Raw genomic sequence first — 21,125 nt, 5'->3', positions numbered from 1 at the left:
CGTAATTTTGGTTCAAAGAACAAACAGTAAACATGGGAATTTTACTTTGGTTAGGAACATTTTTGGGAATGGAAGGAGTGGCTTGGTTCACGCATAAATACATTATGCATGGGATTATGTGGAATTGGCACGAATCTCACCACGTTCACCACAAGGATGTCTTGGAAAAAAATGATTTATTCTCGGTTGTTTTTGGAATTTCTTCCACACTGACTATTATCGTGGGAGCTGAAATCCCAGAATATTGGCCCTTGTTTTACATCGGATTAGGGATTGCGACGTACGGTATATTCTACTTTATTTTCCACGATATCATCGTACACCGCAGAATCAAGATTAAATACAAGGCAGGGTCGGCCTATATGAAGCGCATCATGAAAGCGCATTATGTTCACCATGAGGTGCACACAAAAAAAGGCGCAGAGGCTTTTGGCTTCCTCTACGCTCCTAAAAAATACCAATAAATTTAGTTGACGAAACCTACGCCTACCGTTGAATTAGAAAATTCGTCGATCAGGATAAAGGCGCCATTTGCTGGATTAGCGGCATATCGATCTGCGCTAATTGGCTGCGCTGTGCGCAAGGCAATCGTTCCGATTTCATTCAGTTGCAAAGTCGATACCCCTTCAGTTGCGCTTTGTGTCGCGACGTCTAGGCGGGCTGTGATTTGCGAGATTTTGGCCTTCGTCGTATGAATACCATGTTGCAATAAATAAGTTTTACCGGGGCTTAAGGCCGTATGATCTAACCAGCAAACTTGAGCAGAAAAATCTTTTAGCTGCGGCGGCTGATCTTCCGAAGCCAGCACTACCGTATTTCCACGAGAAATATCAATGTCTGTCGTCAAGGTAATCGTTACGGAATCCCCAGCGATGGCATGCGACAATTTAGTTTCAAATTTTTCAATCGTCGCTATCGTACTTTCTTGACCCGTCGGCAAGACGCGAATTACATCGCCTACTTTGAAAGTACCCGAACTGATTTTACCCGCATAGCCACGGTAGTCGTGGTAGGCTTCGCTCATCGGTCGAACAACGAATTGAACAGGGAAACGCGCCGCTGCATGCGCTAGAGTAGAGGCATATTCAAAGGCTTCTAATTCGCCTAATAGCGTATTACCGCTAAACCAAGGCATTTCGCTTGCTTTTTGCGTGATATTTTGGCCATATAAAGACGAAATAGGCAGGAAGCTAATCTCTTGACCGGCGAAAGTCGTTTGGGAAACTAATTCCGCCAAACTGTCTTTAATGGCATTAAAAGTAGACTCCTGGTATTGAACCAAGTCCATCTTATTCACACAAATAATCACTTTAGGAATGCGCAGCATCGCCGCGATTGATAAGTGTCTCGCTGTTTGTTCTACTACCCCCTGACGGGCATCCACTAAGATCAAGGAAACCTTCGCATTCGAGGCGCCTGTCACCATGTTACGCGTGTATTCCACGTGACCAGGTGTATCCGCAATAATATACTTGCGGGTAGGTGTGGAAAAATAGATGTGCGCCACGTCGATAGTGATGCCTTGCTCGCGCTCTGCAATCAATCCATCGGTTAATAAAGAGAGATCTAAAAAATCTAATCCTTTGCGTTTCGAGGCAGTTTCTAAAGCCTCAATTTTATCTTTTGTAATCGAATTAGTCTCATATAACAGGCGGCCGATCAAGGTACTTTTTCCATCATCAACGGAACCTGCGGTAGCTATGCGTAAAATATCCATGTGTTCTTGTCTGTGATTGAATTAAAAATACCCTTGTTGTTTTCTCTTTTCCATTGCGGCCTCCGAGCGTTTGTCGTCGATGCGCGCGCCTCGTTCTGAAATTTCTGCCGAAAGAATTTCTTCAATAATCACATCGATATCAGTCGCATCCGATGCCACAGCCGCGGTGCAGGTCATATCTCCCACCGTTCTGAAACGTACGGTAGCCTTGAAAGGAATCTCGTCCGCCTCTTTATTTAAATAGTCTGAATCTGCCCAAAGCATTCCATCCCGCTCAATTACTTGGCGTTGATGGGAGTAATAGATACTCGGGATTTCCATTTTTTCTTCTTTAATGTAGTTCCAAACATCCAATTCCGTCCAGTTCGAGATAGGGAACACGCGCACGTTTTCGCCCACCGCGATGCGGCCGTTTAACATATCGAATAATTCGGGTCTTTGGCGTTTCGCATCCCACTGACCAAAATCATCCCGTACAGAAAAAATCCGCTCCTTCGCTCTCGCCTTTTCCTCATCGCGTCTTGCTCCACCGATACAAGCGTCGAATTTAAATTCTTCTATCGTATCTAATAAAGTGACGGTTTGTAACACATTTCGCGAGGCATATTTCCCCGACTCCTCTGTTGCTTTCCCTTGGTTGATGGAATCCTGCACATACCGAACGATTAATTCTGCTCCCGTTTCTTTGGCTAACCAATCTCTAAATTCAATCGTCTCTGGAAAATTATGTCCGGTATCGATATGAACCAAAGGGAAAGGAATTTTACCTGGGAAAAAAGCTTTTTGGGCTAAACGAACTAAAGTGATGGAATCTTTTCCTCCAGAGAAAAGTAAAGCTGGACGCTCAAATTGCGCCGCCACTTCTCTTAAAATGTAAATAGATTCGTCCTCCAGTTGTCTCGGGAAATGACCGATTTTGTCTTGTATTGTCTGCATAACTTAGGCGTGTAAACCACATTCTTTTTGTGAATTCTCCCACCACCAACGACCAGCACGCGGATGTTCACCTTCAGCGATGGCACGGGTACAAGGTGCGCATCCAATCGAAACGAATCCTTTTTTGTGTAGGGGATTTTGGGGAATTTTATGTTCTACTAGGTATTTTTCTAAAGCTTCAAATGACCAATCAATCAGCGGATTGATCTTGAATAATTGGCGACTTTCATCCCATTCTAAAATGGGCATATCCGCTCTGTTTTCTGATTGTTCGGCTCTTAATCCGGTAATCCAGACCTTCGCTCCACTGATTGCGCGAGACAAAGGCTCCATTTTTCGAACAAAACAGCATTCTTTTCGGTTCTCCACAGAGGTATAGAATGAATTAAATCCTTTCTCCTCAACCATTTTCTCGACTGCTGGAGTGGAGGGAAAGTAGGTTTTTAGAGAAAGCGAATATTTTTTTACGGTTAAATCCATTAACTCATAGGACTCCTGGAATTGACGACCTGTATCGAGCGTAAAGATTTCAATAGGTGAGTTTGTGCTGGCGATTGCGTGGGTAATTGCCTGATCTTCTTGGCCAAATGACGTAGAAAATACCATTTTTTCGCCCGCAAAATAGTGTGCGATGAACTGGATTCGCTCCAATAAGTTTCTAGAAAGGAGTTCTTTTTCGAGGTTTTCGGGAACCATATTTGTTACTATTTTGACAAAGGTACACAATGTCTATTGAATAACTATACTAGTAAATAAAAAAGTAACACACATTTGTTTTAAAAATTCTTTAAATTGACCTGAGTTTATAAGCAATGCGAGCGGAAGACAAAATTTTGTTAGAACAATCTGCCGAAGATGAAGCAGAAATGTTTTTAGATTTACGAAATCTAAAGCATTTGGTGCGTCATGGGGAAGGCCAACGTCTGGAGTTTAAGATGAAGGTCAAGTTTCCTGAAAAAATAATTAAGGAGTTGGTTGCATTTGCTAACTCGGACGGCGGCCACCTGTTTATAGGTGTTTCGGATGATGGAAAAGTGGAGGGCTCTAAGTTTGTGGATGAAGATCAATTCTTGTTAGAAAAGGCTATTTCTTCCTATTGCTTTCCCTCATTCACCTACCATGTGTATCAGATACCTTTAGAAAATGGGCGTTCGGTATTAGTTTATCATGTTTTTGAGAGTGTAGATAAGCCACATTTTGTTCAATTAGATACGGATCCTAATCCCGTTTGTTATGTGCGTGTTAAAGATCGGACGATTCAAGCAAGTAAGGAAATGAAACAAATTCTTCGGAGAGAAAATGAAGAGGGATTGTCTTTTGCCTATGGGGATACAGAACGCTGGTTGATGGAATATTTGCGCGTAACAGAACAAATTTCCCTTTCCGAATTTGCGCTTCAATGTAATTTGCCCATTTGGTTAGCATCCCGTAAATTAGTTTTGCTCGTTTTAAGTAGGGTACTTAAAATTGAACCTGGAGAAAATCAAGATCACTATTCGTTGCGATGAAAAAATGGATATTATTTTTGGCTGTTTTGGCATTTGCCTGTTCTAAAGAGGCAAACGATCAAAGTATTACGCCTGCACCACAAATCACGATGACATCGTCATTTGATCTATTACAAGATAAACTATTGACACCGAGTTGCGCTAGTTCTGGATGTCATTTATCAAATAAGGATGCCAGTTTTCCACAGCATGGTTTAGTACTTACGAAAGGGACTTCTTATGCTAATTTAGTGGGAGTAGCCTCCGTTAATTCGGTTGCACTTAAGAATTCAGTCTTACGTGTTCGAAAATTTGCCTCTGGCGAAAGCTTATTTTATCATAAACTAAATTGGGATTTGAGTCATCACGGCCTATTGAATTATGGTGCGCCGATGCCTCTAGGGGGTAAGCCGCTCAGTAAGGGGGTTTTAACCTTTGTTCAAAAGTGGATTGACGCAGGGGCACCTTTGACAGGATCCGTTGCTGACGCAAGTTTGCTCGATGATACGACGCCGAGTTATGTAGAGGATGCGAATTTTGCTCCTTTGGCATCGCCAGTAGAGGAAGGGAAAACAGGCATCCAGCTAAAGGTAGATCGTTTTGTAATTCCGCCTAATTTTGAGCGAGAATTATTTATTCGTCGGCCACTTAATAATTCCGCGCCCATTTATGTATCGCGCATAAAGTTGAAATCCAGAGCTAACAGCCACCACATGGTTCTGTATGACTTTAGGTCTAAATCCACACTGCCTGCGCTCGATGATGTTCGCGATTTACGAAATTTAGACAACTCTCTGAATATCGCAACAGTAATTCAAATGTCAAATCATATTTTTTTAGGTGGCGGGACAGACCCTAATTCGGATTATACTTTTCCTGCAGGGATAGCATTACAGCTTCCTACAAATGCATCCATTGATTTGAATCCACATTATTTTAATAAGACTACAGGTAATTTATATGGGGAAAACTATGTGAATCTTTATACGGTACCCGCTGATCAGGTAAAGAAGGTCGTTCAAATGATCGATTTTAATGTCACCAGTTTTAATTTACCCGCGAATCAAACAACAACGATTACACGGGATTTTAAATTTGATAAGCCGGTGGCTATTGTCTCCCTGACGTCTCATTACCATGCTAGAGGTAAATTATTCCAAATTAAAATTAAAGGTGGCGCGCGTGATGGAGAAGTTATTTATGAAAATACGGACTGGGCACACCCGAAAGTAATCAATTACGATACGCCCATTCTGTTACAAGCGGGGGAGGGTTTAACATCAGTTGCGACCTATGTAAATGATACCGCTAAAAATATTGGATTTGGTTTGACCTCTGAAGATGAAATGGATATCATTTTTGGGTATTATTATGAGCGTTAATTCGCAAGCATTTAGCGTTTTCTTGAAAAGTTTTATAAAGCTATTTGATATCTAAAACATTGAACTATATTTGCGTCCGTTTCTTGGAATATTTCAAGAAAACAGATAGAAATAGTACAATTTTTAGCATTAATTGCATTTAATATTTATAAAAACAAAGCCGCTTGATAAGACTTTTACTCCCTAGAGATTAAAAATGGAACACAAACACAGAAGTAAAGCCACCGCAGCCGGTTTATTAGTGGCGATGGGGATCATTTACGGGGATATTGGAACCTCTCCCTTGTATGTAATGCAATCAGTTATTGGAGATAATCCTATTAATTCATTAACCGTTTTAGGCGCCTTATCTTGTATTTTTTGGACATTGACATTACAGACTACGTTAAAGTATGTGATTTTAATTTTACAGGCGGATAATAAGGGTGAAGGCGGGATCTTTGCCCTTTTTGCTTTAGTTAGACGTCATGCGAAATGGTTAACCTTTCCAGCGATTATCGGTGGGGCTACCTTATTAGCGGATGGAATTATTACACCTCCTATTTCAGTGTCCTCCGCGATTGAAGGATTAAAAATGTTGCATCATCCAGATGGAACCCCTTATGTAACGGATACGGTTCCTATTGTTATCGTCATCTTAACGGCACTATTTGTCTTCCAAATCTTCGGAACTAAGGTCGTAGGTAAGCTTTTTGGTCCTATAATGCTGGTATGGTTTTCTATGTTAGCCCTGACAGGTATTATATGGATAGGTCAAGATTGGACCATTTTTAGAGCCTTGTCTCCCGTGTATGCGTGGGAATTATTGACCACACATCAATCGGGAACAGCAGGATTCTGGACCTTGGGAGCTGTGTTTTTATGTACTACGGGTGCAGAAGCCTTGTATTCTGATTTGGGTCACTGTGGAAGAGAGAATATTCGGGTGAGCTGGATTTTCGTGAAGATAGCTTTGGTTTTACAATATTTCGGACAAGGGGCTTGGTTATTAGCCCATCAAGGAGATTTGTTAGGTGTTCGCAAACCGATTTTTGAATTATTGCCTCGGGAGTTTCTTTTCAGCGGTATTATGATTGCAACTGCTGCGGCAGTTATTGCTTCGCAGGCCTTAATTTCAGGTTCATTTACTTTGATTTCCGAGGCGATTCGATTGAACTTTTGGCCTCGTGTACGTTTAGTTTATCCATCAGACCAAAAAGGACAATTATACGTTCCTTCTATCAATATTTTATTGTGGATGGGATGTGTGGGCGTTGTATTATGGTTTAAAGAATCAGCGAACATGGAGGCGGCTTATGGACTTGCCATCACCATGACCATGTTAATGACCACTTCCTTGATGGCCTATTATTTACACATGCGAAAAATAGACATGTGGTGGATTGTTTTATTCCTTGTCGTTTACGTATCCATAGAAGGGTCCTTCTTAGTCGCTAACTTGCAGAAATTCTGGCATGGAGGTTATGTTTCCTTGTTTATCGCAGGCGTAATTATCTTCATCATGTGGGTTTGGCATAGAGCTACCCGCATTAAGAAGAAATTAACCGAGTATGAGAAATTATCGGATTATATCGAGCCTTTGAAAGAATTAAGTCAAGATGAAACGATTCCGAAATACGCGACGCACTTAGTCTTTATGTCGAATGCGGGTCGTGTGACAGATATTGAATCGAAGATTATTTATTCTATTTTCCAAAGACGCCCTAAGCGTGCGGACATCTATTGGTTCGTCCATGTGGATACCTTGGATGAACCATATACTATGGATTATAAGGTGACGGTTATCGAACGGGATGATATTATTAAAGTCAATTTCAAATTAGGTTTCCGCGTCGAGCAGCGCATTAACTTGTACTTCCGCAAGGTGGTAGAAGAGATGGTTTCTCGCGGGGAAGTGGATATCACCTCTCGCTATAAGTCGTTGAATGAGCAGAATGTAATCGGGGATTTCCGTTTCGTTGTTTTGGAGAAATTCTTATCATTTGATAATGAATTGCCATTATTAGACAGAATGGTCATGAAGGCTTATTTCTTCGTGAAGCAGTTTACGCACTCGGAGGATAAGTATTTTGGCTTAGATTCTGATGCGGTGAAGCTAGAGAAGGTGCCGTTGATTATTAAGCCGATTACGAAATGTAACTTGAAGCGAATAGATTAAGATGAGCACGCTATTTACCAAAATTGTCAACAAAGAAATTCCTTGTCATTTGATCAAGGAAGACGATCGCTTCTTAGCCTTCTTGGATGTAATGCCTTTAGTGGAAGGTCACGTCTTGGTAATTCCGAAAGAGGACGTAGATTACATCTTCGATTTAGAGCCAGAATTGCTAGGGGACTTAATGAAGTTTGCTCAGACGATTGCGCCGGCTATTAAGAAGGCCATTCCTTGCAAAAAGGTAGGAGTGGCGGTCATTGGCTTAGAGGTGCCACATGCTCATGTGCATTTAGTACCGATGAATCGAATGTTGGACATTAATTTCTCGCAGGAGAAGATGAAGCCGTCTGCGGAATCTTTGGCAAAAACAGCTGAATTAATTCGCTCCTACTTACTTTAAGAAGCCTTTCAATTTATTCATCTCGACCATCGGATTCGCCTTTTCGTACACGATGTTATATACCGCCTCAATAATAGGCAATTTGATGTTGTGCTGACGCGAGATGCTGTAAATACTGCGCACGGCGTAATAACCCTCAGCGATCATATTCATCTCAATCTGAGCAGATTTCACCGAATATCCACGGCCGATCATATTGCCAAAAGTTCTATTTCTAGAAAACTGCGAATACGCCGTCACCAATAAATCCCCTAAATAGCCTGAACTATTTAAATCGCGATTTTTCTCCGGATAGACCACATCTAAAAATATTTTGATCTCCTGCATGGCATTACTCACGAGTACGGCTTGGAAGTTATCCCCAAAACCCAACCCACGCGTAATACCACAGGCCATCGCCACAATATTCTTGATAACCGCACAATATTCCACTCCGTACAGATCCTGAATGGCATGTGCCTGTAAAAATCGGCCATTCAACAGATTAGCAAAAGATTGCGCTAAACCTAAATCAGGCGACGCAATCGTTAAATACGATTGCTTTTCTAATGCCACTTCTTCCGCATGGCAAGGGCCGGCGATGACACAGGTTTGGCCTAAAGGTAAATTAAAGGCACGCTCCATCCAATCTGTCACTAGGAGGTTTTCCTCAGGAATCATGCCCTTGATAGCAGAAACCACTTTTTTGCCTTCGAAATGTTTCTTATTTAGGTCTTTTAAGGTACTGGGGATGAAAGCCGCAGGAACCGCTAAAATGATATATTCGACACCAGCTAAGGCATCTACCATTTTGCTATAGGTTTTAACTCTTCGAGGATTAATGGCCACATCCGTTAAATAACTCGGATTGTGATTGTATTTGCGAATGAATTCGACGTCTGATTTACGGCGGATCCACCACTTGATTTTCACATTATTTTCAGAAAGGATTTTCACTAAAGCCGTGGCCCAACTTCCTCCTCCTAACACAGCTACCTGGGTGGGGATTTTTTTCTTTAATTCCTCTAATTGACTCATCCTGTAAAATTACGCTTATTTGATAAATATCCCGGTTTTTTTGCCAAATTTGTAGCTGCGCCAGCCTGGTGCAAAAATCTAAACCTATGAAAAAAATCTATATCATCCTGTTAGCAGGCCTGTGTTTCTATGCGCAAGCTCAAAATAAACAACCTCTTCCAGAGCACCCTCGGCCAGACCTTGAAAGGACTCAATGGTTGAATTTGAATGGCTATTGGGATTTCACCTTTGATTCATCTTTGACGGTACCCGCTCAATATGCGAAAAAAATTCTAGTTCCCTTCCCCTGGGGATCTCCATTGTCAGAAGTGAAAGATGAGGCGGATGTGGCTTGGTACCATAAGGCCATTACCATTCCGGCTACTTGGACTGGCAAACGGATATTTCTGAATATTGGTGCCTCGGATTGGGAAACTTCAATCTATTTAGATGGGGTTAAAATAGGAAGCCACCAAGGGGGTTATACCCCATTCGATGCGGAATTAGCTGGGGTGAAGCAAGGTTCTACGCATCAGCTAGCGATTCGAGTAGATGATAAACGCCGGATGTTTACTTTATATGGTAAGCAAGGGTACGGAAATGCCCGAGGGATTTGGCAGACGGTTTATCTGGAGGCTAGGGGCTCTAATTTCGTCGATCACTATGCCGTTAATCCGGATATTGATGCGAAAAAGGCACAGGTTAAGGTGTATCTAGGAGCGCCTGTCTCGAAGGAACAATCGGTTCAAGTGGCGCTTTCGAATGGCCAAACAGCCACGCTGAAGATTGCTGCTGGAAAGCAGGAGGGAAGCGTGGAAATTCCGATAAAAATGATGCATTTATGGTCTTTAGAAGATCCCTATCTATACGGATTAACAATTACCACGGGGAATGATGTGGTTAAGGGGTATTTTGGGATGCGCAAGATCTCCGTGGTGAATTTGCCAGGCTCTAAGATTCCGTATATCGGTTTGAATAATAAACCCGTCTATGTGCAGTTGGCTTTGGATCAAAGCTACCATCCGACTGGTTTTTACACCTTCCCCTCCGATCAATTTATGAAGGACGAGATCGTGCGCAGTAAACGAATTGGTTTGAATGGAATTCGGACGCACATTAAAGTGGATGTACCTCGTAAGCTTTACTGGGCAGATAAATTGGGCCTTTTGGTGATGTCAGACCTGCCTAATTCGTGGGGTGATCCGGAGGCGGAAATGCAAAAGGAATCGGAATATACCTTGCACGAGATGATCAAACGCGATTATAATCACCCGGCGATTTTCTCGTGGATCACGTTTAATGAGACGTGGGGCTTATTTACACACAAGGATAAAAAGGCTATTTATACCCCAGAAACTCAGAAATGGGTGGCATCGGTCTATCATTTGGCCAAAAAACTAGACCCCACTCGCCTCGTCGAGGACAATTCCGTTTGCTGCGGTAGAGGTCACACAGAGACCGATATCAATTCTTGGCACGCTTATCAGGCGGGCTATGAATGGGATAAAATGCTAGACGAATATTCTGCTAAGACCTACCTAGGAAGTACGTGGAATTTCGAGAAAGGCTACCAGCAGGGCACTCAGCCCATGATTAATTCCGAGTTTGGGAATGTCTGGGGCTACCAAGGAAGTACGGGGGATGTCGATTATACCTACGATTACCACAAGGCGATGAATTCCTTCCGTAATCATCCGAAGATGGCGGGCTGGCTGTATACCGAACACCACGATGTGATTAACGAGTGGAACGGGTATTATAAATTTGATCGAACAGAGAAGGAAACAGGCTTAAATGCGATCGTTCCCGGGATGTCTCTACTCGATTTGCATAGTCCATTCTATCTTTCCACAGGTCAGGAAATTACTTGGGCAGGTAAAGCCGGCCAAAAAATCAAGATTCCACTGCATCTTTCTTCGCTTACAGATAAGGCGGGATCATTAACAATGAAAATGACTTTGTCAGGAACGAATGCGGCAGGGGAGAAATTGAACCATTGGGTGAAAACGCAGGCTTTAACTTTTGCCCCTTGGGATGTGAGGGCGCTCGATTCATTGGCGATTACTTTACCTGCGGATAAATCCATTAATACGCTGGCATTTGAGTTATTGAACACAACTGGAAAAGTAGTTCACCGCAACTTTGTTCACCTCATCGTGGAAGAAGGGAACACGCAACCTACCAAAGGTCAATTAATTTCGGTACCCGTGGAGCTTTACAGTTCATCTAGCTGGCCGAAGAAACAATGGGCAGGCGTATTAGGACATAAATTAAATGGGGCAGGTGCGGGTTATTTTGAATATGAAATTCCTTTCCCCACTGCTGGCACGGAAGGTGTCAAACAAGTTCGTTTCTTAGTGGAGGCTTCTTCAAAACCGATTCTAGGCAAAGACCGCGATGACGCCGGGAAAATGGATGGCGACTACATGTTAGGTAAAGGAACCTTTGATCCAGGAGTAAACCCCAATGCCTATCCACAAACGGATCGCTATACTTCGACCGCGAAATTGAAAGTGAGCGCAAATGGTATCGTGGCTAATGAAACCATTTTAGCAGATGATCCGGCGGACCACCAAGGTGTTTTGTCTTGGCATTACCAAGCGCGCAATAACAAGTTAGATGAGGCGGGAACCTATGGCTATTTAGTCCAAGGTGTTGTCCCAGCTTCGGCTTGGCAGCAAGCAGCAAAAACAGGAAAATTGATCTTGCGATTCGAGGCCACAGAAGGCGGTTTATCGCTATATGGAGATCAATCCGGCCGTTATGTGATTGATCCGAGTATCATTATTGAGCGATAAGTTTCCAGCGTTTCACATTAATTAACTCCGGTTTCTTATCTCCGGTTTGAATAAAATTAGCGTTTGTTAATTGAATATCCGTGGCTTCGATCACGCGGTAGGTTTGTTTCGCCTCGATATCTAGATTAGAAAGAAAGATGTGGTGGATCGGCATTTCAGGTAATCCACGCACGAGTAATCCGGTTTCCGCACCTTTGGCTACGACATGGTCTACGTAGATATTCTTAAACTGTGGCGTGCCGGCATCGACGGGTTTGCTTTCGATTTTAGGTGTTTCGCTTCCGTTTCCAAAAGTAGCCACGGGATCTTTTCCTTGGTAATACATGTCGAACAAGATGGCCTCGCCGGCAATGTTCTTCATGCTGATATCTTGGATATAGACATTCTCTACTACACCACCGCGACCGCGGGCTGTTTTGAAACGCAGACCCACATCGGTTCCTAAGAACTGGCAGTTGGATACGAAAAGATCATGCACTCCACCAGACATTTCGCTACCTACTACGACGCCACCGTGGCCATGGAATACCACACAATTATCGATGGTGATGTGTGCGCTTGGTCGGCCTCTTTTACGGCCTTCCGCATCTTTACCTGATTTTAAACAGATTCCGTCATCGCCTACGTCGAAGCGGGAGTTGCGAACGGACACATATTCACATGACTCGATGTCGATACCGTCGCCGTTTTGCGCGAACCAAGCGTTTTTAACCGTGATGTTTTCTACTGTTAGGTGTTTAGAAAGTAGCGGGTGGATGTTCCAGGCTGGAGAGTTTTGGAAGGTAACTCCTTCTAATAGTATCTGCTCACATTCGCGAATTGAGATCATATTGGGGCGAAGGAATTCTTTGATTTCTTCGGCTTTGGCCTCATTGAAACCAGCAGCGATGACGCCCGGCTGATCCATCTTAGAACCTTTTAATGCGCGTTCAGTCGGATACCAGGTATCTTTTTTTTCGTCTAAAACGCCACCGGAGCGAACTAATTTATCCCACTCTCCCGGCGTTAACTTTCCTTTCTTCACCGGTCTCCACGCCTCACCAGCGCCATCGATGATACCGGCACCCGTGATTGCGATGTTACGTTCGCCTATCGCCGTGATCGGTGATTGTGCTCTAATCGCTGCAACCCCTTCCCAGTTGGTTCTGACTAATGGATATTGCGCAGCATCCGAGCTGAATTGTAAAATGGCACCCGCATCTAAATGGAAGTTGATATTGGAGCGTAAAGTGATGGCTCCTGTTAGCCAAAATCCAGCCGGCACGCGCACCACGCCACCTCCTTGCTTGGCGGCGATGTCAATGGCTTGTTGAATGGATGAGGTGTTTAACTTGCTTGCGGACGACGACGCTCCATAGGCAACAATATTAAAGGTATCCTTTTTAAATGCCGTCGTCGCAACGTTCGGTAATTCAAAAACGTATTTCTGCGAGAATGATGACTTCTTAAGGAAGCTACGCAAGTGTTCGTTCGAAGCTAAAATGCCTTCAGCGACAAAGGACGCTATTTTTATAGCGCCAAATGGAGAGAAGTGCGTATCATCCGCCACCCCTTTACTGAATTTCTTGAAGATACCCGCTGGGTAATGAAGGAACATCTTCTTAGCGCCTTCTGGTCCTTCGGCTGAAATGTATTTCTTGCTTTCCTTTTCTATGTCGATTAAAAGCACCTTTTCAGCCGCAGCCACCTCGCGAACTACAAAAGGGTAATCGGCATGTTGGTCCACGAAAACGCCAGTGGAATCGAATTTTCTACGTTGGGTTGGAGTTAATAGAATCGGGATACCTCCTTTTGAACGAGTCTCGCGTACATAGCGCACTAGGTTTTCGCGGAAATCGGTTTGCGCTGGGGCATAGCGGCTAGTGTCGGATACTTTGGCATCATTGTGGCCAAACTGAATCAACACATAATCTCCCTTTTTGATTTGATTGAAAACCTTCGCCCAACGGCCTTCGCGACGGAAGCTTTTCGTACTTCTGCCATTATAGGCGTGGTTTTGCACCTCAACTGCTTCGTTAAAAAAGGTAGCAAAAGGCATCCCCCAACCTGTCTCTGGAAAATCGGCTGACACTTTATCCGCCATCGTTGAATCCCCGATGAGGAAAACGCGCATCGGTTCAGAGGCTGTAAAACTAAATAGGAATGCGCAAAGGATAAGCAGGTATTTCATAAGATCTAATTTGCTATTAAAGCAGAAAAGAGCCCATTTTTACCCAAAAATTAGCGATTAATTGCCACGCTACTTAAGATTGACTGAATGATTTGAAGCGTGGTAATGTTGTCCGCTTCGGCAACGTAATTCAAGATAATTCGGTGATTTAACACATCTGGAGCCATTTCTTTAATGTCTTCCGGAAGTACATAATCACGTCCTTCTAAATAAGCCATCACTTTAGCGGCTAAATTCAGTTGAATGCTAGCACGCGGCGATGCCCCGAATTGAATATATCCAGCCTCTTGTGTTAAACCATATTCGGCTGGATTTCTCGTAGCAAATACGAGTTCAATGATATATTTTTCCAACGTCTCAGAAATCGTAATCTCGTTGATTTCTTTGCTAATTTTAGCAATATCCTCAGCAGTCAAAACGGTTTTAGGCTCGTAATTAAAGTTCATATTCGACTTTTGGCGCATCACGGCTAATTCTTGATCCTTGTCTAAATAGTTCAAGAAAACTTTGAGCATGAAACGATCCACTTGAGCTTCTGGAAGCGGGAAAGTTCCCTCTTGCTCCACCGGGTTTTGGGTCGCTAAAACAAGGAAAGGTTTATCTAAAGGATAAGTCGTGTCACCGATTGTTACTTGCTTTTCTGCCATCGCTTCTAAAAGCGCAGATTGCACCTTAGCTGGGGCACGGTTTATTTCATCTGCTAGAATGATTTGGGCAAAAATCGGCCCTTTCTTTACCTCAAATTCAGACTTTTTAGGATTATAAATCATCGTCCCCACTAAGTCCGCAGGTAATAAATCCGGCGTAAACTGAATGCGGTGGAAATGCAAGTCAAGAATTTTTGCTAAGGTATTTATGGTCAAAGTCTTAGCTAATCCAGGAACCCCTTCTAACAAGACGTGACCGCCAGTAAAAAGACCCACTAATAATCGGTTGATCAGGCGTTCTTGGCCTATCACCACCTTGCCCATTTCGTCAATGACTGCCTGAATTTTCTCTCTTGATGTCATATTACTGTAATTTCTTGTAACGAATACGCTTCGGAGTAGTATCTCCTAAACGTTTCTTACGTGATTCTTCGTATTCTGAATAATTACCTTCAAACCAAACCACTTGCGAATCTCCTTCAAAAGCCAAAATATGTGTCGCAATACGGTCTAGGAACCAACGGTCGTGGGAGATGACTACCGCACAACCCGCAAAATTCTCTAATCCTTCCTCTAAAGCACGCAGCGTATTAACGTCCAAATCATTCGTAGGCTCATCGAGTAAAAGTACATTCGCCCCTTCCTTCAACATCATCGCTAAATGAACGCGGTTACGTTCTCCACCCGACAATATGCCGATTTTTTTCTCTTGATCCGCCCCATTAAAGTTGAACTTACTAACATAAGCACGCGCATTGGCTTGTTTTCCACCTAGCATCACCCAATCATTGCCATCTGAAATTGTTTCGAAGACGGATTTCTCTGCTTGTAATTGATTGTGCTCTTGGTCGACATAGGCTAATTTCACGGTTTCACCCACCTCAAAAGTTCCCGAATCAGGTTGTAATTTATCCGTAATCAGATTAAATAAGGTCGTTTTACCCGCACCATTTGGCCCGATAATTCCTACGATTCCAGCCGGTGGAAGAGAGAAACTTAGGTTTTCATACAGTAATTTATCTCCAAAAGATTTCGATACCCCCTGAACTTCAATCACTTTATTTCCTAAACGAGGACCCGCTGGAATGAATAATTCTAACTTGTCTTCCTTCTGTCTATTTTCTTCAGACAGGAGTTTTTCGTAAGCACCAATACGGGCTTTAGACTTCGCTTGGCGGGCTTTTGGGGCCATGCGAACCCACTCTAATTCACGTTGCAAGGTCTTCTGACGACGAGACTCTGTCTTCTCTTCCTTTGCTAATCGATCGTGTTTTTGCTCTAACCACGACGAATAATTACCTTTCCATGGAATACCCTCGCCACGGTCTAATTCTAGAATCCAACCGGCTACGTTATCAAGGAAGTACCTATCGTGGGTTACAGCGATCACGGTCCCCTTGTATTGACGTAAATGTTGCTCTAACCAGTCCACTGATTCTGCGTCCAAGTGGTTAGTCGGCTCATCTAATAATAAGACATCGGGTTCCTGTAATAATAAGCGGCAAAGTGCCACACGACGTTTTTCACCCCCAGAAAGTGTGCTCACTAAAGCATCTGACGGAGGACAACGCAGCGCATCCATCGCCTTTTCTAAACGGGTGTCTAATTCCCAAGCGTTGAAGTGATCCAATTTCTCTTGCACTTCTCCTTGACGGGATAATAATTTATCGAAATCAGCATCTGGATCTCCAAACGCCTCATTGATCTCATCGAATTCCTTTAACAGGTTCTTGATTTCTACAACCGCCTCTTCCACGACTTCGATCACCGTTTTGTTCTGATCTAATTGTGGTTCTTGCTCTAATAATCCGACGGTATAGCCGGGAGAAAATACGACATCACCAGTATAAGATTTGTCGATTCCAGCGATAATACGCAATAAAGTGGATTTTCCAGATCCGTTTAGACCCAAGACCCCGATTTTAGCACCGTAGAAAAAGGATAAGTAAATGTTTTTTATAATGGTCTTTTGAGGAGGAATGACTTTCGACACACGCTCCATCGAAAAGATGATAGTTTCGTTACTCATGAATTTTATTTTTGTCTAACCCACAAATATCGCAATTTTTTAAATAAATTAGAGGTGAAATAAGAATTACGATTAACATTTGAGCCAAAGTACATACTTGAAGCTCTTTCTTTAAAACATATGAGCCAGCCTACATCAAACGAATTTGGATTTTGCCGCGACGGCAAAGTTTTCATCAACACCTATTTAACCTACCCTGAGCGCGAAATTGGTTTCGTGCGAGGTTCAGAGGAAGAAGCCCTAGCCTATTTTGTGAAACGATTTGACCTAGCTTTAAGCAAGGTGAAAGGATTATCTGCAGAAATTGAGGCGGCACAGAATAAGGGATCTTTTCTGACCAAAGTCTTGCAAATGAAAACCTACCTCATCGAATTCGATGGTTTAGGGGATTTCAAACCATTGCTGGTAGAATTAGAGGTACACGAGGCTTATTTAAAGGAATTAATTCAGGCAAATCAAGTTAAGAATTTAGAAATAAAGCGCGCCTTGATCCAAGATGCGAAGGAAATCAGTATTGAGGAGGATGTAGTCGAGTCGACTGATAAGCTGATGGAAGTGAAGATGAAATGGGTGAAGACGGGGCCCGTCGATAAGCAATTTCAAGATCAATTATCTGTCGAATTTCAGGAAGTGATGGATGAATTCTTCTTGAAGCGTCGTTTTTACTTTGAGGAGAAGAATCGCCAGATAGACGAGAAAATTTTAATCCTTCAAGGATACATTGATGATGTTCACCAATTGCGTAAAGCCGAAGATATTGATGATTCGGTGATTAAGGTGAAGGAGATTCAGAAGGAGTGGAAGAATGTAGTGGGATTACCTCCTAAGAAGCAATCGATGCTTTGGAAAAACTTCAAGAAGGCAAATGATATGTTCTTCGAGAAGTACAACCGGATTAAAGGAATTGATTATAAGCCACGCGTGGACCCGCGTATTTTAGAATTGACGACGATGACCGGGGATTTAGAATTACGTTTAAAAGACCAAGAGAATATCGTCGCAACAGCTGATCTCGCAAAAGCGAACTTAGTGAAGTGGAAGGAAATTTCAGTGCAGGTAAAAAATATGGACCGCTCACTAGCGGAACGATTCCGGACAATTTGCGATAAGATCTTTGAGATGAATTATTTATTGCGAGTGATCTCTTATCGCCATGCAAACTTGAATGAAAAGCCACGCATCGAGCAGTTGAAGATCATGATTAATCAAATGGATTACATGACTAAGAAGGAGCGAGGCGAATTAGAATCCTTTGTTGCGGAGTCTGAATCAGCTAAAATGATGGAGGATAAAATTACGCTAAGTAAAATCAATACCCAGAAACGTAAAATCTCGATGAAGGAGATTTTATTAACAGGGTTTAAAGAAGAATTAGATCTATTATTGAATTCGTAAACCGAGTTCGGATGCTAATCCAGGAAAATCAAGACCATCGAAGGTGCCAGACGACATCATCAACAGGTTTTGGTTTTCCTGATTTTGTTTCAGGAGGATTTGAATTAATTCCGCTTGATCTCTGACCACCACTAGGTTTGGATGTTTGAAATAAGTCTGAACCGTTTCCTCCTCTATCTTATCCATCTGTTTAATAGCACGCGCATGCTCGCTTAAATAAATGATGGCTACATCTGCTTCTGCTAAGGTTGCTTTGTATTCTGGAAGGAAAGCTGGATTCAAGCTACTGAACGTATGTAATTCTAAAGCCGCGATCAATTTACGCTTTGGGAACTGAGCCTTCAGCGCCTGAGTCGTTGCTTTTACCTTAGACGGCGCGTGTGCAAAATCCTTATAAAGTAATTGGGAATCTGATTCGCCTACCCATTCAAGGCGTTTAGCTGCACCCTTAAAAGATTGAATAGCGGTATAGAAATCACGGTCTTTTACCCCTAATTGCTGACAAATATGCATCGCACCTTGTAAGTTCTTTAGGGTATGATCTCCAAAAACCTGTAAGCCATATTCCGTCCCATCATTTCCCTTTATAAAAGTTTGGCCGTTGCGAATCACTGATTCATGCGCTTTATATCCTTCCGAACGACAATGTTCTGGGCATCCTTCCGCGATAGCTTCTAAGGTTTTATCTGTTTTATCGAAAAAGAGGTGACCTGCTTTTGGCATTTCTTTGACTAAATTTTCAAAGGCCAATGTATAGGATTCGAAGGTTGGATATACATTAATGTGATCCCAAGCGATCCCAGAAATCAAGGTTATATGTGGCTGGTATAATAGGAATTTTGCCCTTCTGTCGATGGGGGAGGCTAAGTATTCATCCCCTTCGATGATCATAATAGGGGCATCAGAAAGAGAGGCCATTAGATCAAATCCTTCGATTCGAGCTCCTACTAAATAATCAAATTTGCGGTCAAGCTTCTTCAATACATGGAGAATCATGGAGGTAATACTTGTTTTTCCATGGCTTCCGGCGATTACAATACGTTGCTTGTTTTTGCTTTGTTCGTAAATGAAGGACGGATAGGATTCGATTTTTAATCCTAATTCCTGTGCTTTTTTTAGCTCTGGATTGTCCGCACGAGCATGCATCCCTAAAACAATCGTATCTATGTCTTGGTTAATTTTATCTGGAAACCAACCAAATTCAGCAGGTAAAAGACCATTTGTTTCTAAGAGACTTTTGGAAGGTTCATATATTTCATCATCTGAGCCCGTTATTTGATGACCTTGAGCTAAAAGGGCAAGGGCTAGGTTGTGCATAGCGGCACCTCCGATGGCGATGAAATGTATTTTGGACATAATAACTTAATATGTAATTGTCTTGCAAAGTACATACTTTTATTGCAGTTTTGCACGTTTTTCAACAAACTCGAGGTGAACTCGGGTGCATTTAAATATAGAAATGAAAAATTACATCGATCTAATTGATCAAACCATCGAGTTCCCTACTCGCGAGTTCAACATCAATGAGAACAATGAATTATTATTTAATAATGTGCCTATTATGGAGATTATTAAGCAGTATGGTACTCCACTAAAGGTATCCTACTTGCCTAAGATTTCTGAACATATCGAGAATGCGAAGCTATTGTTTCGTAATGCGATTAAGAAATACAATTACAAAGGAAACTATACCTATTGTTATTGCACGAAATCGTCTCACTTCTCTTTTATTTTAGAAGAAGTATTAAAACAAAATGTCCATTTAGAGACTTCTAGCGCCTTTGATATATCCATCATTCGCGATATGTACAACCAAGGTAAAATCTCTAAAGCAACCTATATTTTGTGTAATGGGTACAAGCAACCTTTATACACACAATATATTTCTGAGCTGATTAATGATGGGTTTAATTGCATTCCCGTTTTAGATAATTTAAAGGAAATTGATTTTTACGAGAAATCGGTGACGGCTGAAAAAGTGAATCTGGCTATTCGCATTGCCACAGATGAGGAGCCTGATTTCGCGTTCTATACCTCCCGTTTAGGTCTGCGTTATTCAGACGTAAATACGCTTTATACGGAGAAAATTAAGCCTAATCCGCGTTTTAATTTGAAGATGTTACATTTCTTCATTAATACAGGAATCAAGGATTCAGCTTATTATTGGTCTGAATTAAGTCGTTTCATTTACAAATATTGTGAAATGAAGAAGATTTGTCCAGAATTGGATTCGATCGATTTAGGAGGAGGCTTACCTATCCAAACTTCATTGCAATTTAATTATGATTACCAGGCGATGGTCGACGAAATCGTGGAATCAATCTCTTGGATCTGTAATAAAAATAATGTGCCGGTTCCCAATATTTTCACGGAGTTTGGTTCGTATACGGTAGGAGAAAGTGGAGCCGTTTTGTATGAGATTATTGACCAAAAACTGCAGAATGATAAGGAGCTTTGGTATATGATTGATGGTTCATTCATTACTCAATTGCCTGATTCATGGGGGATGAATCAGAAATACATCATGTTGCCTGTGAATAACTGGGGTTTACCTTACCAAAAGGTCAACCTAGGAGGTTTAACTTGCGATTCGATGGATTTCTATAATACAGAAGCCCATAGTTCCGATTTATACTTACCTATTTTTGAAGAAGAATCAGAGCGTCAATATGTCGGTTTCTTCCACACGGGAGCCTATCAAGAATCCTTAGGAGGTTATGGTGGAATTCAACATTGTTTAATTCCTGCGCCTAAGCATGTGATCGTAGATCGTCTAGAAGATGGTACAATAACTACTCGTTTGTTCTCTGAGGAACAAACAAGCGCTCCCATGTTAACTATTTTGGGATACCAACAAACAGCGGAACCGATGGCAAAAAAGGAAACGATTAAGAAAGCGAAGTTAGCTTCGGTATAATATGAAAATAGGAATTTTAATCCTGGTTTTAGCTTGCGCGCTTGTCTCTTGTTCGAGACAAGCCGCTTGTCCAGCTTATGGAATGACTCGCGCGAA

At 42.2% G+C, this 21,125-nt stretch carries 16 protein-coding genes; 8 read left to right on the top strand and 8 right to left on the bottom strand.

What is annotated here, in order from left to right; genetic code table 11:
* Positions 1–32: 32 nt before the first annotated feature.
* A complete protein-coding gene (locus tag ACST14_RS05085; protein WP_459461216.1) occupies positions 33–464 on the top strand; it encodes a sterol desaturase family protein in 432 nt (143 codons plus the stop codon).
* 2 nt (positions 465–466) lie between these two features.
* Here the strand turns inward: ACST14_RS05085 and ACST14_RS05080 are convergent, their stop codons facing one another.
* Genes ACST14_RS05080 through ACST14_RS05070 form a run of 3 tightly spaced genes read right to left on the bottom strand, consistent with a single transcriptional unit; the run spans position 467 to position 3,349 of the window.
* Complete coding sequence (locus tag ACST14_RS05080) at positions 467–1,717, bottom strand: sulfate adenylyltransferase subunit 1 (protein WP_459461214.1); 1,251 nt, start codon at positions 1,715–1,717, stop codon at positions 467–469.
* A 21-nt stretch (positions 1,718–1,738) separates the two neighbouring features.
* Positions 1,739–2,653: a sulfate adenylyltransferase subunit CysD gene (cysD, locus tag ACST14_RS05075; protein ID WP_459461212.1), complete on the bottom strand. Its 915-nt coding sequence runs from the start codon at positions 2,651–2,653 to the stop codon at positions 1,739–1,741.
* A 3-nt stretch (positions 2,654–2,656) separates the two neighbouring features.
* Positions 2,657–3,349, bottom strand: a complete 693-nt coding sequence (locus ACST14_RS05070; protein ID WP_459461211.1) for a phosphoadenylyl-sulfate reductase — start codon at positions 3,347–3,349, stop codon at positions 2,657–2,659.
* Positions 3,350–3,486: 137 nt separating this feature from the next.
* Here ACST14_RS05070 and ACST14_RS05065 point away from each other — a divergent pair, with 137 nt between their 5' ends.
* From ACST14_RS05065 to ACST14_RS05050, 4 genes are all read left to right on the top strand, one after another.
* A complete protein-coding gene (locus ACST14_RS05065) occupies positions 3,487–4,161 on the top strand; it encodes an AlbA family DNA-binding domain-containing protein (protein ID WP_459461209.1) in 675 nt (224 codons plus the stop codon).
* Positions 4,158–5,522 (top strand): hypothetical protein, encoded by a 1,365-nt coding sequence (locus ACST14_RS05060; protein WP_459461207.1) that lies wholly within the window; start codon positions 4,158–4,160, stop codon positions 5,520–5,522. The genes ACST14_RS05065 and ACST14_RS05060 overlap by 4 nt, the downstream gene beginning before the upstream one ends.
* Before the next feature lie 196 nt (positions 5,523–5,718).
* A complete protein-coding gene (locus ACST14_RS05055) occupies positions 5,719–7,680 on the top strand; it encodes a KUP/HAK/KT family potassium transporter (RefSeq protein WP_459461205.1) in 1,962 nt (653 codons plus the stop codon).
* Between the two features lies 1 nt (position 7,681).
* Positions 7,682–8,077 carry an HIT family protein gene (locus ACST14_RS05050; protein ID WP_459461202.1) on the top strand — a complete coding sequence of 132 codons (396 nt, stop codon included), beginning with the start codon at positions 7,682–7,684 and terminating at the stop codon, positions 8,075–8,077.
* Here ACST14_RS05050 and ACST14_RS05045 read toward each other — a convergent pair.
* Positions 8,069–9,094, bottom strand: a complete 1,026-nt coding sequence (locus tag ACST14_RS05045) for an NAD(P)H-dependent glycerol-3-phosphate dehydrogenase (protein WP_459461200.1) — start codon at positions 9,092–9,094, stop codon at positions 8,069–8,071. The genes ACST14_RS05050 and ACST14_RS05045 overlap by 9 nt on opposite strands.
* Before the next feature lie 86 nt (positions 9,095–9,180).
* On the opposite strand from ACST14_RS05045, the gene ACST14_RS05040 reads away from it, so the two are divergent.
* A complete protein-coding gene (locus ACST14_RS05040; RefSeq protein ID WP_459461198.1) occupies positions 9,181–11,871 on the top strand; it encodes a glycoside hydrolase family 2 protein in 2,691 nt (896 codons plus the stop codon).
* Here ACST14_RS05040 and ACST14_RS05035 read toward each other — a convergent pair.
* From ACST14_RS05035 to ettA, 3 genes are read right to left on the bottom strand one after another with little or no spacing between them, the layout of a single operon-like run.
* Complete coding sequence (locus ACST14_RS05035; RefSeq protein WP_459461196.1) at positions 11,858–14,041, bottom strand: glycosyl hydrolase family 28 protein; 2,184 nt, start codon at positions 14,039–14,041, stop codon at positions 11,858–11,860. The two genes, ACST14_RS05040 and ACST14_RS05035, sit on opposite strands and share 14 nt — an antisense overlap.
* A gap of 50 nt (positions 14,042–14,091) precedes the next feature.
* Complete coding sequence (locus tag ACST14_RS05030) at positions 14,092–15,051, bottom strand: AAA family ATPase (RefSeq protein WP_459461194.1); 960 nt, start codon at positions 15,049–15,051, stop codon at positions 14,092–14,094.
* 1 nt (position 15,052) lies between these two features.
* On the bottom strand, positions 15,053–16,717 hold the full coding sequence (ettA, locus tag ACST14_RS05025) for an energy-dependent translational throttle protein EttA (RefSeq protein ID WP_459461192.1): 1,665 nt from the start codon (positions 16,715–16,717) through the stop codon (positions 15,053–15,055).
* Between the two features lie 120 nt (positions 16,718–16,837).
* Here ettA and ACST14_RS05020 point away from each other — a divergent pair, with 120 nt between their 5' ends.
* Entirely contained in the window at positions 16,838–18,112 is a 1,275-nt protein-coding gene (locus ACST14_RS05020; RefSeq protein ID WP_459461190.1) for a DUF349 domain-containing protein, read from the top strand.
* Here the strand turns inward: ACST14_RS05020 and ACST14_RS05015 are convergent.
* Complete coding sequence (locus tag ACST14_RS05015) at positions 18,098–19,468, bottom strand: UDP-N-acetylmuramate--L-alanine ligase (protein WP_459461188.1); 1,371 nt, start codon at positions 19,466–19,468, stop codon at positions 18,098–18,100. The two genes, ACST14_RS05020 and ACST14_RS05015, sit on opposite strands and share 15 nt — an antisense overlap.
* A gap of 103 nt (positions 19,469–19,571) precedes the next feature.
* On the opposite strand from ACST14_RS05015, the gene ACST14_RS05010 reads away from it, so the two are divergent.
* The gene (locus ACST14_RS05010) at positions 19,572–21,029 is read left to right on the top strand and encodes a type III PLP-dependent enzyme domain-containing protein (RefSeq protein ID WP_459461186.1); all 1,458 of its coding nucleotides are present in this window, start codon (positions 19,572–19,574) and stop codon (positions 21,027–21,029) included.
* Positions 21,030–21,125: the final 96 nt, after the last annotated feature.

The sequence above is a fragment of the Aquirufa sp. A-Brett2-15D genome (assembly GCF_054558735.1).
Note: the sequence above shows the minus strand (reverse complement) of the source record. Positions and strands in the feature narration are given on the sequence as shown.

Excerpts from the sequence above, each read along its gene's own strand:
- ACST14_RS05085 (WP_459461216.1), top strand. The coding sequence starts at position 33 with ATGGGAATTTTACTTTGGTTAGGAACATTTTTGGGAATGGAAGGAGTG.
- ACST14_RS05080 (WP_459461214.1), bottom strand. The coding sequence starts at position 1,717 with ATGGATATTTTACGCATAGCTACCGCAGGTTCCGTTGATGATGGAAAA.
- cysD (WP_459461212.1), bottom strand. The coding sequence starts at position 2,653 with ATGCAGACAATACAAGACAAAATCGGTCATTTCCCGAGACAACTGGAG.
- ACST14_RS05070 (WP_459461211.1), bottom strand. The coding sequence starts at position 3,349 with ATGGTTCCCGAAAACCTCGAAAAAGAACTCCTTTCTAGAAACTTATTG.
- ACST14_RS05060 (WP_459461207.1), top strand. The coding sequence starts at position 4,158 with ATGAAAAAATGGATATTATTTTTGGCTGTTTTGGCATTTGCCTGTTCT.
- ACST14_RS05055 (WP_459461205.1), top strand. The coding sequence starts at position 5,719 with ATGGAACACAAACACAGAAGTAAAGCCACCGCAGCCGGTTTATTAGTG.
- ACST14_RS05050 (WP_459461202.1), top strand. The coding sequence starts at position 7,682 with ATGAGCACGCTATTTACCAAAATTGTCAACAAAGAAATTCCTTGTCAT.
- ACST14_RS05045 (WP_459461200.1), bottom strand. The coding sequence starts at position 9,094 with ATGAGTCAATTAGAGGAATTAAAGAAAAAAATCCCCACCCAGGTAGCT.
- ACST14_RS05040 (WP_459461198.1), top strand. The coding sequence starts at position 9,181 with ATGAAAAAAATCTATATCATCCTGTTAGCAGGCCTGTGTTTCTATGCG.
- ACST14_RS05035 (WP_459461196.1), bottom strand. The coding sequence starts at position 14,041 with ATGAAATACCTGCTTATCCTTTGCGCATTCCTATTTAGTTTTACAGCC.
- ACST14_RS05030 (WP_459461194.1), bottom strand. The coding sequence starts at position 15,051 with ATGACATCAAGAGAGAAAATTCAGGCAGTCATTGACGAAATGGGCAAG.
- ettA (WP_459461192.1), bottom strand. The coding sequence starts at position 16,717 with ATGAGTAACGAAACTATCATCTTTTCGATGGAGCGTGTGTCGAAAGTC.
- ACST14_RS05020 (WP_459461190.1), top strand. The coding sequence starts at position 16,838 with ATGAGCCAGCCTACATCAAACGAATTTGGATTTTGCCGCGACGGCAAA.
- ACST14_RS05015 (WP_459461188.1), bottom strand. The coding sequence starts at position 19,468 with ATGTCCAAAATACATTTCATCGCCATCGGAGGTGCCGCTATGCACAAC.
- ACST14_RS05010 (WP_459461186.1), top strand. The coding sequence starts at position 19,572 with ATGAAAAATTACATCGATCTAATTGATCAAACCATCGAGTTCCCTACT.